The following is a 15794-nucleotide window of genomic DNA, read 5'->3' as shown; positions in this document are numbered from 1 at the left end:
TTCCAAATTTTTACTTGAGTATTATCTAATGGCTGATTTTTATCAAATACTTGGAGTTTCAAGGGATGCAGATGCGGATACCTTAAAAAGGGCTTATAGAAAATTAGCTAGAAAATATCATCCTGATGTTAATAAAGAACCTGGTGCTGAAGATAAATTTAAAGAAATAGGTAAGGCTTATGAAGCATTAGCTGATCCTGAAACTAGAGCTAGATATGATCAGTTTGGAGAGGCTGGTCTTGGAGGTGCTGCTGGAATGCCCGATATGGGTGATATGGGTGGCTTCGCAGATTTATTTGAAACTTTTTTTAATGGTTTTGGTGGACAAAATCCACAAGGTGGAAGAACTCAAAGAAGAGGCCCACAACAAGGCGATGATTTAAGGTATGACCTTAATGTTGACTTTAAAGATGCAATATTTGGTCAACAAAGAGAAATTAAAATTCCTCATCTTGAGACATGTGAAGTTTGTAAGGGAACGGGGGCAAAGCCCGGAACCGGACCAAAAACTTGTTCAACATGTGGAGGAAGTGGACAAGTCAGAAGAGCTACAAGAACGCCTTTTGGTAATTTCACACAAGTAGCTGAATGTCCTTCATGTAATGGAGCTGGTCAGATAATTGCGGATCCATGTATAAGTTGCGGAGGAAATGGAGTAAAACAAGTCAGAAAAAAATTAAGAATTAATATTCCTGCTGGTGTTGACACTGGGACTAAATTAAGAGTTTCCGGAGAGGGAAATGTTGGTTTGAAAGGGGGTCCTCCTGGAGATCTTTATGTTTTTATAAAAGTTAAAAATGATTCAAAACTTAAAAGAGATGGTGTGACTATTTACTCAGAAATAGCAGTGAGTTATTTACAGGCTATTTTGGGTGACACGGTTAAAATTACTACAGTTGATGGAGATGTTAATTTAAAAATTCCAAGTGGCACGCAGCCAAATACAACTCTTTCACTTGAGAACAAAGGGGTTCCTAGACTTGGTAATCCAGTTGCGAGAGGAAATCATGAAGTCTTAGTAAAAGTAAAATTACCAACTCGTATAACAGATGGAGAACGAGAGCTTTTAGAGGGCTTAGCTTCTCAATATTCAGATAAAAATATTAATTCCAGTAGTGGACTTTTTAGTAAATTATTTGGTAAAGAATCTTAATGACATCCTTAAAGCATTTGGACCTTAAATCTGTTCCATGTCCTTTAAATGTTGTCAAAATTAAATTGGCTTTGGAGAAGTTATCAAAAAATGAACAACTTATTGTTGAATTAGATAAAGGTGAACCAGAAGAAATGGTATTAAACAATTTAAAAGAGATGGGATGTTTGTTTAAGCAAATTAAAGAAAATGAAAAATTTCTAAAAATAAAAATATTGAATGAAAACTAATAGTAAATATTTAGGTTTAGTTACGAAAAAATTTAATGATTTTTTTTTAGTTGATTTAAAAAAGCAACAAAAATCTGGAAATAGCGAGAAATTTTTATGTAAGGTTAAGAAGTCTATAAATTTTAAGGATCAATTAATTTATGTTGGAGATGAAGTGGCGATTGAAAAAATTGATTTTAAAAGTAAACGCGCGGTAATAACAAGTCTAAAAAAAAGAAAAAATCTTTTAGTTAGACCTTCTGTTGCAAATATTTCTAACATCTACGTTACTTTTTCCGTTCAAGAACCAGAGTTAAATTTATCTCAAGTTAATAGGTTTTTGATATTAGCAGAATCAATGGGAGTTGAAGTCTCATTAGTTTTGACAAAGTGTGATTTAATTTCTAATAAAAGAAGATCATATTTACTTGATAAGTTTGAGAAATGGGGGTATCAAGTAATAACTTTAAATTTACAGAAAGCTGATCACTTTAAAAATTTATTAGCTGAGTTAAAGCAAAAAGAATGTTCAATTTTTATGGGCCCATCCGGAGTTGGTAAAACTACTTTGCTAAATATGATTATTCCAGGTCTTCAAAATAGTACTGCGCCAGTTTCTAATAAAATTAAGAGAGGAAAAAATACTACTCGAAATGTTGAGTTATTTTCTATTTCGAATCAAAGTTACATTGTTGATACTCCTGGTTTTAATATGCAACCTCTAGAGGTTGATATTAAGTTGTTACCAAATCTATATTCAGAAATATATAAACAGGTAATTGAAGAAGGAATTAAGTGTAAATTTCGAAACTGTTTGCATTTAATGGATGAGGGATGTAATTTAGATAAATCCTTCGAAAGGTATCCTTTTTATAAAGAAATGATTGAGTCTGCTAAGAGTCACTATTATCAAAACCAGGAAGATTAAGATTTAATCCACCAGTCAAATCATTCATCCTTTCTTTCATAGTTGTAGTTGATAATTCATGAGCTTTTTGAATAGCTTGAAGAATGTTTTGCTCTATTTGTTCTTTATTTGAATTTAAGATATTTTCTTGTACTTCGACCTTTAAAGGAAGTTGGTTTCCACTTATCCAAACTTTTATCATTTCATCATCACTTTTGCCTTCAATCTCCATATTTTCCAGCTCATCTTGTAATTTTTGAGCATCTTGCTGAATTTGTTTAGCTTTTTTAAAAGCTTCTGTTAGTTGTCCAAAGTTAGGAAGTCCAAAACCCGCCATTTTGTAAAAAAGTTTCTTTAGTTAGGATAGTCAAAACCAATCATTCTTACTTCCGGTTTCAGAGAAATGCCTTTTTTTTGTAGTACTTTTTGTTGAATTACTGTTATTAATTCATAAATATCTTTTGAACTTGCTGAAGAAGTGTTAATTATAAAATTTGAATGCATTGTAGAAATTTCAGCACCGCCAATTTTAAATCCCTTTAAACCCAAATCATCAATTAATTTTGCTGCATAATTATTTTCAGGATTTTTAAAAACACTACCAAAACTTGGTTGATGATATGGTTGTGTTTCTGTTTTTAATTTAAGGTTATTTTTAGTTGTTTGAATTAATTGTTCTAGATTTCCATTAGGTTCAAAATGTAATTTTGCACTAATAATTGTTAAATCATTTCTTTGAAAAGAGCTAGATCTATACTCAAAATTGATATCTTTTTTTTCAATTTCTAGTTTTTCATGGGTTTTATTATTGATAACTTTTACGGAAATAAGATTATTTGCTAGTGATAAATTACCCGTACCAGCATTCATATAAATTGCTCCTCCTAATGTTCCTGGAATTCCGACAGCCCATTCCCCTCCTTGTAATCCATTTTTAGCAAGTAAATTAGATAATGTTGGGAGCATTACACCTGCTTCCGCTTCAACAATTCCTGAATATGGCTCTATCTTTAGTGATTTCATTTTTTTTGTACAAATAATTAAGCCTTTTATGAAAATATTATTTATTAAAAGATTTGAACCTGCACCAATTATTTGACATCTTTGTTTGTTTAAATTAGCCCATTTTATAAGATATGAAAATTCATTAATGCTTCTTGGCTCAGCAAAATATTCAGCTACTCCTCCCACTTTAATAGTTGTATAACTACTTAAATTACAGTTTTCAGAAAAAATTTTATTATTCATAAATTAGTGATCTTCTTTAATTGTTTTTTATTTAAAATTGACCAGAAATTATGACAATCACCAGCTCCCATATTCAAAATTAAATCCCCTTTTTGAGTTAATTTGTAAAACTTTTTTGTAACTTCATAATAATTATTTATGTAACTGACATTTTTATTTTTTTTATAAATCAGATCAGTGATAATTTTCGAAGTAAGTTTATCTTCGTTTTCTTCGCCTGCTCCATAAATACTGGTTACATAAATAACATCTGCTTTTGATAATTCTTCAGCCAATTCTTTAGTAAATTGCTTTACTCGAGAATATCTATGAGGTTGAAATAAAGCTATTAATCTACTTTGTTGACATTCATGATTATGTTTTTGCTGAATTAATAATCGTCCTAATTTAATCGTCTCTTTTATTTCGTTTGGGTGATGTGCATAATCATCATATAAACTTCTTTCATCTATATGGCCTCTGAATTCAAATCTTTTTTTTGGGAGTTTCAGATATTTTATATTTTTCTTAATTTCTATAAAATCTACTCCAATCATTCTTGAAGCTGCTATTGCAGCGGTGATATTCGATAGATTGTGTAATCCTGGAATTGGAATATTTATACTACTTATGAAATTTCCATTTTCATAATATTTGCCAATTGTATTCTTTGAATTAATTTCAGTCGGAATTATTGCATAAGCTACGTTTTTAGCCGTAGCGTTTGACCACTTATAATTAGAATAAAAATTATTTCTTGCGGTTTCACAATCAAAATTAAGTAGTAATTTTTTAGAGTTTTTAGCGAAACTTTTAAAAGAAGATATGACTTCACTTAAATCAGAAAAGTGATCGCAATGATCGAAATCAATGTTATTAATTATTCCGATATCAGACTTATATTTGCTAATTGTTCCATCAGATTCATCAATTTCAGCTACTAAGTATTTTGTATTTTCTAAATGACAATTAGAGTTGTAAATAGGAATTATTCCTCCTGTGATTGAAGAAGAATTACGTGTACATAACTCAAGTATTGTAGATAGAAATGTACTGGTTGATGTTTTTCCGTGGCTGCCGGCTACCGCTAATGTAGTATAAGTGCGCATTAGCATTGCAAGTATCTCTGAACGATGTTTTATCGATAAATTGTTTTCTCTGCAGTATGAAAATTCTTCATTTTCTGGCTTGATCGCGGAGCTTACAACAAAATTAATCAATTTGTTGGTAAATTTTGAATTAACAAATTTAATATTTTGTCTAATTTGAGAAGTAAAGATTAGTGCACCTAATTCCTCTAATTTTTTAGTTTCATCGTTTTTAACTAAATCAGATCCTGAAACTGAACAACCTTTTTTAAGTAAACCTATTGCTAATGCTGACATCCCAATACCTCCAATCCCAATAAAATGAAAATGACTTTTCAACAATAATTTTTTATCCAATGTTTATCTTTTACTTAAATCAAAATAACTTCTAGGTGAAATTTTGCTATTTTTTCTTAAAAAAAAATGTTTTTTTTTCTTGAATTAATACAAAACAAGACTTATTTGCTTAATAAATCAAAAAAACCTTACGTTATTGCACAAAATTCAGTATGATCAGCAACTTAGGTTAATCATTTAGAAATTATTAATTATGACTTTGCGTGTTGCAATTAACGGCTTTGGTAGAATTGGTCGAAACTTTATGCGTTGTTGGCTTAGTAGAGGAGCCTACACCAATATTGAAGTAGTTGGAATTAATGTTACCTCAGATCCTAAGACTAATGCTCATCTATTAAAGTATGACTCAGTCCTTGGCCAACTTGATGGTGTTGATATTCAATATACTGATGATACTTTTGTAATCAATAATAAGACAATTAAATGCTTCTCTGATAGAAACCCAATGAATCTTCCTTGGAAAGACTGGGGCGTAGATTTGGTTATTGAATCTACAGGAGTATTTAATACAGACGTAGGTGCAAGTAAGCACTTAGAGGTAGGAGCAAAAAAAGTCATCTTAACTGCTCCTGGTAAAGGCGATGGCGTTGGTACTTATGTGGTTGGAGTCAATGCTGATACATATAAACATAAAGATTATGATATTTTGAGTAATGCTAGTTGTACAACAAACTGTTTAGCTCCAGTAGTTAAAGTTTTAGACCAAACTTTTGGGATTAACAAAGGTTTGATGACTACAATTCATAGTTATACAGGAGATCAAAGAATTTTAGATAATAGTCATAGAGATCTAAGAAGGGCTAGAGCCGCTGCTACAAACATTGTTCCTACTTCTACAGGAGCTGCAAAAGCAGTAGCTCTGGTATACCCAGAAATGAAAGGCAAATTAACAGGAATTGCTATGAGAGTTCCAACTCCTAACGTTTCAGCAGTAGATTTTGTTTTTGAATCATCTAAATCTGTTACAGCTGAAGAAGTTAATAATGCTCTCAAGGAAGCATCTCTAAGTTCAATGAAAGGCATTATTAAGTATGGAGATGAACCATTAGTGTCTAGTGATTATGCTGGTACTAATGAATCGTCAATTGTGGATAGTGATCTAACTATGTGTATTGGGGATAATCTTGTTAAGGTCCTTGCATGGTATGACAACGAATGGGGTTATAGTCAGAGAGTTGTAGATTTAGCAGAGATTGTTGCCAAAAATTGGGAATAATTAAAAGTGCTTGAAAGGTATTTTATTTAATATTTTATTTTTATCTTTACTGTTGAATTCTATTGATGGTTCACCATCAGCGAAATAACCAATTTCATAAATATTTTTATCAAACTTAGATAAATTCTTTGCCCATTTTTTTGGTAATGAGAAAATTAACTCATAATCTTCACCTCCAAAAAAGTAATATTCATCCCATTTATCTCCTTTTGGCCAATTCTTATATTTGGGTATTTTTTCATAATTAATAATTGCTTTACATTTGCTTGCAATTGCTAGATCTTGTAAGGCTTGAAATAGGCCATCACTGCTATCGGTACATCCTATTTTCTTTATTTTTTTATTAGAGCGAGTCTTAAGGAGATTTTTAAGTAAATTTGGGTAAACTTTAGGGCGACAAAAACGTTCAATAGCCTTATTGACTAATCTTTCATTAATAGAAATATTATTATTAAAATTAATGTTATTTTGTATCAAAAATCCTAATTTACTAAGGCCATGAATTCCTGTAGTTAAGATGACATCTTCTGGTTTACATCCGTTTCTTCGTAGTTCAAGTTCCCCTTGAATCCCAAAGGCAGTAATAGATATGACTTTTTGATTCCCTTTTGAGCAATCTCCTCCAAGTATTTCCCCCCCATATTCTTTTAAAGCTTTATTTATTCCTTTATATAATCCTTTAACCCATATCCACTCAGTTTTAGCAGGAAGAATTAAGCTAATTGTAATTCCTATCGTTTTCATGCTGCCACTGGATAATAAGTCAGAAATATTGCTAATAACTGCTTTCCATCCAAGGTCCTCAGGGCAAATAGTAATGTCATTGAAATGAACATTTTCTACCAAAGAATCATTATTAACGAGTAAGTTGTTATTTTTAGCTTTAATTAAAGCACAATCATCTAAAATTTGATTTTTAGGCATAAATTTTCCAAGCCTATTAATTAATTCTTTTTCCCCTATGTCTTCTAGAAGTTCTTTATGCATTTAATTTGAGGTTTTCTATTCCTTCTAAAACATCAATGGAGATTATTGTGTCATCTTTAGTTAGCTCTTCTAATACCTCAAAACCATCTACAACATATCCAAAGGCAGCATTTCTTCCATCAATTAAATTACGTCCTGCTGGATTTAATTCTGCTTCATATAAAAAAAAGAAAAATTGCGATGAGCCATCATCAACTGCATTATTTGAATGGGACCACCCTAGAGTTCCAAGTGTTGCAAACGGTAATGTTGGTGTCTCTGTATAAAGACCTAAATCTTCAAAAGTTTGATTATAAAAGGTATCCATTTCATTAGGAATTCTAATTTCTAGAGGTACGTGGCGTTCTTCATTTGATTCAGGATCTATATAACCAATTGCTTCTCCAATTGGGTCACCTGTTTGCAACACAAAAAATTCTTCCGCTCTATTAATTGGTAAATCATTATAGAAACTTTTTGAAGATAAATCTATAAATGCTCCTGCAGTTAGTGGTGCATTAAATCCATCTACAATAGCTTTCATGTCTCCTTTGGAGGTTTTAATATTTACTGTTGCTCGACCTAGTAATCTCGGAAGATTATCAAACTCTTTTGGAATTTCGTAAGGAAATTGATTTGGTAGAAAATATTCTTCTAATCCACCTATTTTATCTAAAGCCTCTTTTCTAGTAGCTATAAACGAATACTTATCCTTTGATTTAGAAAGATCTTGAAGGTTATCAAAATTTTCCTTGAGTTCTAAAAATGTGTTTTCAGCAATTTTCTTGTTTTCGGTTGGTATTTCTTGAATAATTTTACTTTGGTATTTTTTTAGTAAAGATTGACATTTTGTAACAGTTTTCGCAAGAGCGGGCCATCTTCCGCCTCTTACAAGATCACTAGTCTCTTCTAATTTGTGTTGAATTTCTTGTAACTCAACTTGCTTGATAGGGAGAGCGTTTCTGAGGATTGCATTAGGGTCTTTTACTGCATTTCCGGTAGGTAAATCAGCTAGCACTTGAATTGGTTTCAAGAGAAAAACTTGTAAAATTACCGTTAATAAGATTAAAAAAAGTTTGTTCTGATTTGATAAGAATTTTTGCATAGCACTCTTGCAGGTTTATGATCCTTGGGGATGTAATACAGGAATGATTTCCAGTAACGATTTTCGCACAGGCACTACCATCGAATTAGATGGACAAGTTTGGCGTGTTGTAGAGTTTCTACATGTCAAGCCTGGTAAAGGTTCTGCTTTTGTGCGAACAAAATTAAAATCAGTTCAAAGCGGCAACGTGGTTGAAAAAACTTTTCGAGCCGGAGAATCAGTACAGCAGGCTATCCTTGAGAAGTCTAACCTCCAGCATACTTATGTGGAGTCTGGAGATTATGTTTTTATGGATATGACAAGTTTTGAAGAGACACGACTTTCCTCTGAACAAATCGGTAAAGGTGCAAAGTACTTGAAAGAGGGAATGGAGGTTAATGTAATTTTCCATAATGGTAAAGTTTTAGAAGTCGAACTTCCAATATCTATTACTTTGAAAGTTACAGAGACTGATCCTGGAGTTAAAGGTGATACTGCTAGTGGGGGCACCAAACCAGCTATTCTAGAAACAGGTGCTCAAGTTATGGTTCCTTTATTTATTTCTGTTGGAGAAATGATTAAAGTTGATACTCGTAACGACAGTTATCTTGGACGTGAAAATTAATGGCTATGAAATTAGATCATGAAGACCTAAATCGCTTAATAGAGAAAATCTCAACAAGCGATATTCAAGAATTCTCACTAGAGGGAGAAGATTTCAAACTTGAAATAAAACGGAATTTATATGATCAGAATCAATTTACTAATAATTTAGTTTCTAATACTTCGATTGATAGGCAAACTATTGCTAATCAAAAATCTATCAATGACAATGTCTCAATTGTTAATGAGCCTGAAATATCCCAGGTAGCCCCTCCTGGGCGTTCTGGCCTCATTGAAATTACTTCTCCTATGGTTGGAACATTTTACAGGGCTGCAGCCCCTGGTGAGGAGCCATTCGTTGAAGTAGGAAATAATGTTAAAGTCGGCCAAACTATTTGTATTTTGGAAGCGATGAAGTTAATGAATGAAATTGAATCTGAATTCGACGGAGAAATAGTAGAAATTCTTGTTGAAAATGGAACGCCAGTTGAATTTGGACAAGTTTTAATGCGTGTTAAATAATCTTGAATTTTTAGTCATTTCTATAGCAGTTTTTATAGCTTCAATCATGCTTTGTGATTGAGCTATTCCTTTTCCAGCAATATCAAATCCTGTTCCATGATCTGGAGATGTTCTTATAAAAGGTAAACCTATTGTGGTATTGACTGAGTAATTAAGAGCAATAATCTTCATTGGTATTAAACCTTGATCGTGATACATAGCAAGAATCCCATCATGTTTTTCAGAAGTTTTATCTTTCCAAGCTTTTGCAGATGAATTCCAACAACTATCTGGCGATAAAGGTCCTAGTAATTTAATGTCTCTATTTTTTTTATTCCAAGAAATCACTGCTTCATTAAGCCAATCTTTTTCTTCATTACCTAGAATTCCCTCTTCGCCACTATGCGGGTTTAATCCCGCAACTTTTAAAATGGGATTTCTATTGTATGTGATACAAAATTCTTTAAAAAGATCTAATTTAGCGTGGATTAATTTTGTATTAAGTTTCTTTGGAACCTCAGAAAGTGCTATGTGGGTGGTAGCTAGTAAAGTATTGAATCTCCAATTTGTAATTGGTGATTTAGCTGTGAATAACATTCCAAAATTTTTTACTCCACATGATTTTGCTAACACTTCAGTCTGCCCGGAGAAGTGATGGCCTGCTAGTGACCATGATTTCTTGCAAATAGGGCCTGTAACAAGAGCTGAATTAGGATATTGTTTTACAATTTCTATTGCTTTTGTTAAATAATAGAAACTTGAATCACCATAACTTGATTTAGATTCAATATTTGAAGAAGAAATTTCGAGATCATGAATTTCTAATTTATTAGGATTTGCGATATTTTCTAATCCTAGACTTTTAAGATGAGTATATGAATTTTGCAGATTTTTTTTTGAACCGACCACAATAAAGTCAATATTTCCAAATATCTCATGAGAATAAAGAGCTTTTAAAATTATTTCAGGTCCTATACCAGATTCATCACCGACGCTTATTACAATTTTCATTTTATTCTTTGTATTTTTAATATTCATGAAAAGTGAAAAATTTATTTTTTAACTATTTAAAAAACAGTTTTTTAAGCCTAATTTATAGTTTTTATAAATTAGTTTATATCCAATTGTTTCGCACAATAGTTTATTAGAAACTCTTCTGTTTTCCATCCAAAAAGATTTAGCTATAGGTGATAATTCATTTTTTGCTTCCTCGAATAATATTGGTGCTGGCATTTTTAAACCAAGTAGTTCGTAACAATATTGAATAACTGCTAATTGAGAACAAGGTTCATCATCAGCAATATTAATAATTTGGTAGAACTTTAAAGATTCTTTATTTTCTAATACATGAATAATTGCATTAGTAATGTCAGCAACATGAATTCTTGAAAATACTTGATCTTTTTTAGAAATAACTCGAATTTTTTGATTTCTGATTGCTTCAAATGTGGATCTTCCAGGACCATAAATACCGGGTAGCCTAAAAATTTGCACAGGCAAACCTGATTCAATCCATTTTTTTTCGCAATTTAATCTATTATGGCTTCTTTTTTGTAGCGGATTAGGCTTGTCAATCTCGGATACCCAATCACCTTCTGTGTTTCCATATACTCCTGTAGTAGATAAATATCCAACCCATTCAAGGGATAAATTTTGCAGTTTACTTTGAAGACTTTCTAGTACAGGATCGTTACCATTTTTGTCGGGAGGTATGCAACTAAGAATATGTGTAACTCCATCAAAAATTTTTTCATCAGGAACTATGTCTTTTTCACTGTTAAATATGAAACTATTTGGATCTTTGTTCTCAGATCTCGAACTTGTTAGGGCAGTACAACCAAATTTTCTTATGGTTTTTGCAAAGAAACTACCGCTAAAACCACATCCTAAGATTAAAAATTTTTTTTTATTCCCTAGTTTACTTGCAAAATTCTTCATAAGATATTAGAGTAGTACATATGTATTATTTAATAATGAAAATAGCCTTAAAGTCTGATTTAAAAAGAAACATTTTTTGCATTAGCAAAAGTTATACTCACCTGAGAGAAAAAGAAGTTAATTCAATTAACTTTAAAGTTTATCAAAGATTATTTGTTGTTCTCATTTCATTGACTACAATTTTAATATTTCCAGAATCGCCAAAAGAACTAGAAAATATATGTGAAGCTCATAATTCTAGAAAATTATGTAATGTTTGGTAGTTAAGCTACTTTAAAATCTGAGTCTTTTTTGTAATTTTTCTTACTTTGCTTAAAATTTGGACTAGCCCATTGCAATAATCTTATAGCTAATCTTAAATCTCCTTCTAACCATGCTCTTATAGCCATAGCTCTTCTGGGATCATAAAATTTTTGCCTTCTATACCAATACAAAGCATTTTCATCTGATTTGTCGCCATTGCAGGAGAGACATGCAGGCACGCAGTTTTCTGTTGTACTTAAGCCCCCTTGGCTACGTGGCAATACATGGTCGATTGATTCAGATGGCTTTCCGCAATATATACAACTTTTTCCTGTAAATCTGTGAATAGATTTTCGCCACTGTCTAAATCTGAACTTAGGACATAAATCCTCTAAAAACACCGCATCATTAATATGCATTCAGACTATTTAATTAAATAAATAATGGCTTGAATTTATTGAAAGTCAATATTTATTTATTATTTTTAGGCGTAATTCTTAAGCAAAAAGTAAATTTAGTGTTGTTAGATACAAAATTATATTTTGAAAAATTTTTTGTAGTTATTTCCTAAATTAAAACTTTTAATAACTATATCTTTCAAGAGTTTCATCAGTAAATTCTTCATTTGTTTCTTCTAATTCTTTTTCTAGTTTTTTTCTTTTGTCCGCTCTTTCTTTTGCTTGTTTTTCTTTAATTTCTTCTTGTTTTTCCAGATCTCTTATTAGTTTCCTATTTGGGTGCAGATTATCTAAGTATTGAACGCAATATTTAAATTCGCCTTTTTCTCTTATAACTGTTTCGGTAATTTGCGCAGCTGCATTTTTAGGTGAAACTTTGAACAATCCTCCCTTCTGTTTTTTTATATATGTATATGCTGCATCCCAACTACTTTCGTGATCATTTCCACCTTCTCTCATGGTACAAAAAATTTCTGCTCCAAATGAACTTGAGTGTACCTTATGAGTTTCCAGGGCTAATGGACTAAAAATTCCTAGAATTAATAATATTAATTTGTTATGCCTTGGTCTTTGCATAAAAATTGAATCTTTTATTTTAAAATATCTTTTTTTGGAAATATGTCTATAGAAATTTAAGATTTAATTACTCCAAATAAATTTAAACATTTCACAACTAATGGAAGAATTAAAAGTACAGTAATTAATCTTACTGCGTGTAAAGTTGCTACTGCAGCTCCTACTCCATATTCAGATCCCACAAGACTCATGCCGCTAATACCTCCAGGAGCAGCCCCTAGAATTGTTGTAATAACATCTATTTTAAGTAATCTGCTCGTCCATAATCCAATTGCTAAGCCTGTCATAACTAAAGTAAAGGTTATCAGGATAGCAGGTCGCCATAAATTTTGAAGGTCAACTAATGAGTCTTGAGTTAATGATGTGCCAATAACTGTTCCAATGCCTATTTCTAATATTGTTCTAGTGCCAATTGGCCACTCCGCTGTTTCCAGTTTGCCACTGATGCTGAGTATGCTTGCCCCTAATAAAGCGCCTGCAAGAGGAGCTGCTGGTATACCTGTTTTTAATGCTAAAGCTCCAAAAATTCCACCTGCAATTAGGTAATAGATTAGATTTATGTTCAACATGAATTTTTGTGGTTGTTTGGTCTTAATATTAGAAAAAATTTTTTTTGCTTGAGTTTATATTCATATTTTATTTTTGTTTGCTCTCGTAATGGCCCGTTTTGTTGGCATAATATAATTAAAGAGAAAACATTATGTCTTCACAAATTTCTTATAGAGCAAAAAAAGAGCGCATAAAGAAAAAATTATCTTTTTTTGAGGGCGGTCACCAGCTTGAAAAATTAGAGTTTGCACTTGCAATTGCTCAAACTAAAGGTGATGAAAAAAAATCAATTGTTCTTAGAAAAAAGATTGTTGAATTAGGCGGAAATGTTGAAGAGCCAGGTACCTAACTCAACTTTCGTCAAGATATTTAGACGCCACAACTAATGCTTCTCCAGCTTGTTGGGCTGTAATCTTCTTTAGATCAAGAAGAGTTTTACTGATCGCAGAAACTACTGTGATTATATCCCTATCATTAACATAACCTAGATGACCCACTCTAAATATTTTTCCTTTTAAATGATCTTGACCACCAGCAAGTAAAATATCAAATTTATTTTTTATAGTTTTTCTAAATTCTTCAGCATCCATTTCTCCAGTTTTTATTGCAGTAATCGAAGGGCTTAAATATTTTTCATCAGCAAATAATTTTAGATTTAGGGCCTTTACTGCATTGCTCATTGCTAATTTATGTTTGTTGTGCCTGAAGAAAATGTTATCTAAGCCTTCTTCTCTCATCATTTTTAAAGCTTCGTCTAAAGCAAAAACCAAATTCACCGCTGGAGTATACGGATTACTATTACTTAAAAGACTCTTCTTGTACGATTTTAAGTCTAAATAAAATTTGGGTAAATTAGAATTTTCTGCAGCTTCCCATGCTTTTTGGCTCATTGATATAAAACTAAGGCCTGGAGGTATCATGTATCCCTTTTGAGAGCCTGAAGCAACGATATCCAACTGCCATTCATCCACTGGTACATTGCAAGCGCCAAGACTTGTAACGCAGTCAATAATTGATAGAGCTGTATCATGTTCCCGAATATATCTACTTATAGTTTCTAGATCGTTAATTACTCCTGTTGAAGTTTCAGAATGTGTTAATATAACAGCCTTTATCTCCTTCCGTTCATCTGCCTCTAATACTTTTTTGAATTTTTCTGGATGAAGTGGAGTACCCCATTCAGATTCAATTTTTATGACTTCTAAGCCAAATTCCTTAGCAACTTTTACCCATCTTTCACCAAATTTTCCATTTTCTCCGCAAATTACTTTATCTCCTTTGCTTAAGGTGTTTATTATTCCAGCCTCCATAGCGGCAGTTCCGCTACCAGTAATTGTTAGAACATCATTTTGAGTTTGATGAAGCCACTGTAAATTTTTAGTAGTACTTTCTACGAGATCTTGAAATTCTTTACTGCGATGACCTATTGGATGCTTGCTTAATGCTTGTAAAACTTTTTCTGGAACTGGTGTGGGTCCAGGAATCATCAATGATAATTTTTGTTGTATGGCCACTTTTTATTAAATAGGTCATTCTTAGATTAGTTCTCATTATATATTTTTCAATTACTTGATTTGAAAAAAGGATTTTCTTTACCTTTGTGGGTTGCTGGAGCTGCTAAGTCAGCATTAAAAAAGCTAGTAGGGTTACCATTTGAGAATTTTGAATTAATAAAAATTCCTAATGAAAAAAAAGAAATAAAAATCGAAATTCATTCCGTTGGTTTGTTTCAAGATGACTCGCATGCATTAGGGATTTCCTTTGCAAAGTCAGGCTTAGAGCTTGACATTACACAAAACTTAGAAATATGGACAATAGCTTCTTTAGAAAAAATTTCTTTTAATAATTCTGTTCCAATAAATCCAATAAATATTATTGCTGGATCGGGTGTAGGTAAAAAAGTAAATACATCAGAGATATGTATTTCTGATTTTGCTAAAGAAGTTTTGTATGAAAATTTATTGGATACTATTCCAAAGGGATTTAATTTGAAATTAGAAATTATTTTTCCAAATGGAGAGTTTTTAGCTGAAAGAACTAGTAATAAGTCATTTGGTATTGTGGATGGATTATCGATTATTGGAACTTCTGCTGAGACTTATTCGAGTGCGTCACCTGACCAACTAGAGGAGGCTAAAACAAAGCTGGCAAAGTTAATAAAAAATAATTTTAAAGATAAAGTTGTTTTTGTTATTGGTGAGAATGGGTTGAATTTGGCAAAAACGCATAATGTTAAATTACCAATTATCAAAGTTGGAAATTGGATAGGACCATTAATAGTTGATGCTGCAATAAAAAATGTTAAGACTGTAATTCTCTTTGGTTATCACGGGAAATTAATTAAATTAGCTGGTGGTATTTTTCATACACATAATCATTTAGCTGATGCAAGAATTGAGATTCTTGTTTATTTAGCCGTTCAAGAAAAGTTACCACCTGAAATCATAGTTGATTTATCTCAATTAAATAATCTTGAGGATGCATTACGACTACTTGAAGGATTTAATAAATCTATAACTGATAAATTATTCCAAAATTTATCTAATACAATTGAAAAGCGCTCCTTTGCATATGTTAATAGATATACAAAAACTAATATGAAGATTGCAGCAATTATTTTTGATAGAAAGAGGAAAATAAGATGGTTTGGAAAAAATGGTAAAGATTATATTTCTTATTTTCAAGGCGATTAATTTTTTATTAATTAGGCTTTTTAAAT

Annotated in this window: 20 protein-coding genes; 9 read left to right on the top strand and 11 right to left on the bottom strand. The window is 31.6% G+C overall.

Features of this window, described 5'->3' with window-relative positions:
* Positions 1-28: 28 nt before the first annotated feature.
* The 3 genes from dnaJ to rsgA are packed head-to-tail and all read left to right on the top strand — an operon-like array spanning position 29 to position 2290.
* A complete protein-coding gene (gene dnaJ / locus JJ842_05290; GenBank protein ID MBO6971325.1) occupies positions 29-1153 on the top strand; it encodes a molecular chaperone DnaJ in 1125 nt (374 codons plus the stop codon).
* On the top strand, positions 1153-1383 hold the full coding sequence (locus tag JJ842_05285) for a sulfurtransferase TusA family protein (GenBank protein MBO6971324.1): 231 nt from the start codon (positions 1153-1155) through the stop codon (positions 1381-1383). The genes dnaJ and JJ842_05285 overlap by 1 nt, the downstream gene beginning before the upstream one ends.
* Positions 1373-2290 carry a ribosome small subunit-dependent GTPase A gene (gene rsgA / locus JJ842_05280; GenBank protein ID MBO6971323.1) on the top strand — a complete coding sequence of 306 codons (918 nt, stop codon included), beginning with the start codon at positions 1373-1375 and terminating at the stop codon, positions 2288-2290. The genes JJ842_05285 and rsgA overlap by 11 nt, the downstream gene beginning before the upstream one ends.
* On the opposite strand, the gene JJ842_05275 is transcribed toward rsgA, so the two are convergent.
* Genes JJ842_05275 through murC form a run of 3 tightly spaced genes read right to left on the bottom strand, consistent with a single transcriptional unit; the run spans position 2256 to position 4941 of the window.
* Complete coding sequence (locus JJ842_05275; protein MBO6971322.1) at positions 2256-2606, bottom strand: YbaB/EbfC family nucleoid-associated protein; 351 nt, start codon at positions 2604-2606, stop codon at positions 2256-2258. The genes rsgA and JJ842_05275 overlap by 35 nt on opposite strands.
* Positions 2607-2623: 17 nt before the next feature.
* Complete coding sequence (murB, locus tag JJ842_05270) at positions 2624-3517, bottom strand: UDP-N-acetylmuramate dehydrogenase (GenBank protein MBO6971321.1); 894 nt, start codon at positions 3515-3517, stop codon at positions 2624-2626.
* Positions 3514-4941 (bottom strand): UDP-N-acetylmuramate--L-alanine ligase, encoded by a 1428-nt coding sequence (gene murC, locus JJ842_05265; GenBank protein MBO6971320.1) that lies wholly within the window; start codon positions 4939-4941, stop codon positions 3514-3516. Before murC ends, murB begins: the two co-directional genes overlap by 4 nt.
* 193 nt (positions 4942-5134) lie before the next feature.
* Between murC and gap the strand changes: the two genes are divergently transcribed.
* The gene (gene gap, locus JJ842_05260; protein MBO6971319.1) at positions 5135-6157 is read left to right on the top strand and encodes a type I glyceraldehyde-3-phosphate dehydrogenase; all 1023 of its coding nucleotides are present in this window, start codon (positions 5135-5137) and stop codon (positions 6155-6157) included.
* Here the strand turns inward: gap and thiL are convergent, their stop codons facing one another.
* Together thiL and JJ842_05250 are read right to left on the bottom strand one after the other, a co-directional pair.
* A complete protein-coding gene (thiL, locus tag JJ842_05255; GenBank protein MBO6971318.1) occupies positions 6158-7144 on the bottom strand; it encodes a thiamine-phosphate kinase in 987 nt (328 codons plus the stop codon). It abuts the gene before it with no gap.
* Positions 7137-8228, bottom strand: a complete 1092-nt coding sequence (locus tag JJ842_05250) for a peptidylprolyl isomerase (protein ID MBO6971317.1) — start codon at positions 8226-8228, stop codon at positions 7137-7139. Before JJ842_05250 ends, thiL begins: the two co-directional genes overlap by 8 nt.
* A 43-nt stretch (positions 8229-8271) precedes the next feature.
* Between JJ842_05250 and efp the strand changes: the two genes are divergently transcribed.
* Both efp and accB read left to right on the top strand, forming a co-directional pair.
* Positions 8272-8832, top strand: coding sequence for an elongation factor P (gene efp, locus JJ842_05245; protein MBO6971316.1), 561 nt, complete (start codon positions 8272-8274; stop codon positions 8830-8832).
* Entirely contained in the window at positions 8832-9332 is a 501-nt protein-coding gene (gene accB / locus JJ842_05240) for an acetyl-CoA carboxylase biotin carboxyl carrier protein (protein MBO6971315.1), read from the top strand. The genes efp and accB overlap by 1 nt, the downstream gene beginning before the upstream one ends.
* On the opposite strand, the gene pdxA is transcribed toward accB, so the two are convergent.
* Positions 9315-10349 carry a 4-hydroxythreonine-4-phosphate dehydrogenase PdxA gene (pdxA, locus tag JJ842_05235; GenBank protein MBO6971314.1) on the bottom strand — a complete coding sequence of 345 codons (1035 nt, stop codon included), beginning with the start codon at positions 10347-10349 and terminating at the stop codon, positions 9315-9317. The two genes, accB and pdxA, sit on opposite strands and share 18 nt — an antisense overlap.
* Positions 10350-10370: 21 nt before the next feature.
* The gene (locus JJ842_05230; GenBank protein ID MBO6971313.1) at positions 10371-11249 is read right to left on the bottom strand and encodes an SDR family NAD(P)-dependent oxidoreductase; all 879 of its coding nucleotides are present in this window, start codon (positions 11247-11249) and stop codon (positions 10371-10373) included.
* Between the two features lie 32 nt (positions 11250-11281).
* On the opposite strand from JJ842_05230, the gene JJ842_05225 reads away from it, so the two are divergent.
* Complete coding sequence (locus tag JJ842_05225) at positions 11282-11512, top strand: transcription factor TFIID (protein ID MBO6971312.1); 231 nt, start codon at positions 11282-11284, stop codon at positions 11510-11512.
* Here the strand turns inward: JJ842_05225 and JJ842_05220 are convergent, their stop codons facing one another.
* From JJ842_05220 to JJ842_05210, 3 genes are all read right to left on the bottom strand, one after another.
* Positions 11513-11911, bottom strand: a complete 399-nt coding sequence (locus JJ842_05220) for an HNH endonuclease (protein ID MBO6971311.1) — start codon at positions 11909-11911, stop codon at positions 11513-11515.
* Between the two features lie 162 nt (positions 11912-12073).
* Positions 12074-12526: a secretion system protein gene (locus tag JJ842_05215; protein ID MBO6971310.1), complete on the bottom strand. Its 453-nt coding sequence runs from the start codon at positions 12524-12526 to the stop codon at positions 12074-12076.
* Between the two features lie 56 nt (positions 12527-12582).
* The gene (locus tag JJ842_05210) at positions 12583-13095 is read right to left on the bottom strand and encodes an AbrB family transcriptional regulator (GenBank protein ID MBO6971309.1); all 513 of its coding nucleotides are present in this window, start codon (positions 13093-13095) and stop codon (positions 12583-12585) included.
* Positions 13096-13226: 131 nt separating this feature from the next.
* On the opposite strand from JJ842_05210, the gene JJ842_05205 reads away from it, so the two are divergent.
* Entirely contained in the window at positions 13227-13424 is a 198-nt protein-coding gene (locus JJ842_05205) for a hypothetical protein (protein ID MBO6971308.1), read from the top strand.
* Position 13425: 1 nt separating this feature from the next.
* Here the strand turns inward: JJ842_05205 and JJ842_05200 are convergent, their stop codons facing one another.
* Entirely contained in the window at positions 13426-14562 is a 1137-nt protein-coding gene (locus JJ842_05200; protein ID MBO6971307.1) for an alanine--glyoxylate aminotransferase family protein, read from the bottom strand.
* 87 nt (positions 14563-14649) lie between these two features.
* On the opposite strand from JJ842_05200, the gene JJ842_05195 reads away from it, so the two are divergent.
* Positions 14650-15768: a cobalt-precorrin-5B (C(1))-methyltransferase gene (locus JJ842_05195; GenBank protein ID MBO6971306.1), complete on the top strand. Its 1119-nt coding sequence runs from the start codon at positions 14650-14652 to the stop codon at positions 15766-15768.
* Positions 15769-15794 lie beyond the last annotated feature (26 nt).

It is taken from the genome of Prochlorococcus marinus CUG1433, from assembly GCA_017644425.1.
Taxonomy (GTDB): Bacteria; Cyanobacteriota; Cyanobacteriia; order PCC-6307; family Cyanobiaceae; genus Prochlorococcus_A; species Prochlorococcus_A marinus_U.
Note: the sequence above shows the minus strand (reverse complement) of the source record. Positions and strands in the feature narration are given on the sequence as shown.

Bases quoted from the DNA above. Each gene is read 5' to 3' on its own strand.
- JJ842_05205 (MBO6971308.1), top strand. From the start codon at position 13,227: ATGTCTTCACAAATTTCTTATAGAGCAAAAAAAGAGCGCATAAAGAAA.
- thiL (MBO6971318.1), bottom strand. From the start codon at position 7,144: ATGCATAAAGAACTTCTAGAAGACATAGGGGAAAAAGAATTAATTAAT.
- JJ842_05215 (MBO6971310.1), bottom strand. From the start codon at position 12,526: ATGCAAAGACCAAGGCATAACAAATTAATATTATTAATTCTAGGAATT.
- JJ842_05200 (MBO6971307.1), bottom strand. From the start codon at position 14,562: ATGATTCCTGGACCCACACCAGTTCCAGAAAAAGTTTTACAAGCATTA.
- dnaJ (MBO6971325.1), top strand. From the start codon at position 29: ATGGCTGATTTTTATCAAATACTTGGAGTTTCAAGGGATGCAGATGCG.
- murB (MBO6971321.1), bottom strand. From the start codon at position 3,517: ATGAATAATAAAATTTTTTCTGAAAACTGTAATTTAAGTAGTTATACA.
- rsgA (MBO6971323.1), top strand. From the start codon at position 1,373: ATGAAAACTAATAGTAAATATTTAGGTTTAGTTACGAAAAAATTTAAT.
- JJ842_05275 (MBO6971322.1), bottom strand. From the start codon at position 2,606: ATGGCGGGTTTTGGACTTCCTAACTTTGGACAACTAACAGAAGCTTTT.
- gap (MBO6971319.1), top strand. From the start codon at position 5,135: ATGACTTTGCGTGTTGCAATTAACGGCTTTGGTAGAATTGGTCGAAAC.
- JJ842_05230 (MBO6971313.1), bottom strand. From the start codon at position 11,249: ATGAAGAATTTTGCAAGTAAACTAGGGAATAAAAAAAAATTTTTAATC.
- JJ842_05220 (MBO6971311.1), bottom strand. From the start codon at position 11,911: ATGCATATTAATGATGCGGTGTTTTTAGAGGATTTATGTCCTAAGTTC.
- JJ842_05210 (MBO6971309.1), bottom strand. From the start codon at position 13,095: ATGTTGAACATAAATCTAATCTATTACCTAATTGCAGGTGGAATTTTT.
- efp (MBO6971316.1), top strand. From the start codon at position 8,272: ATGATTTCCAGTAACGATTTTCGCACAGGCACTACCATCGAATTAGAT.
- pdxA (MBO6971314.1), bottom strand. From the start codon at position 10,349: ATGAATATTAAAAATACAAAGAATAAAATGAAAATTGTAATAAGCGTC.
- accB (MBO6971315.1), top strand. From the start codon at position 8,832: ATGGCTATGAAATTAGATCATGAAGACCTAAATCGCTTAATAGAGAAA.
- JJ842_05285 (MBO6971324.1), top strand. From the start codon at position 1,153: ATGACATCCTTAAAGCATTTGGACCTTAAATCTGTTCCATGTCCTTTA.
- JJ842_05250 (MBO6971317.1), bottom strand. From the start codon at position 8,228: ATGCAAAAATTCTTATCAAATCAGAACAAACTTTTTTTAATCTTATTA.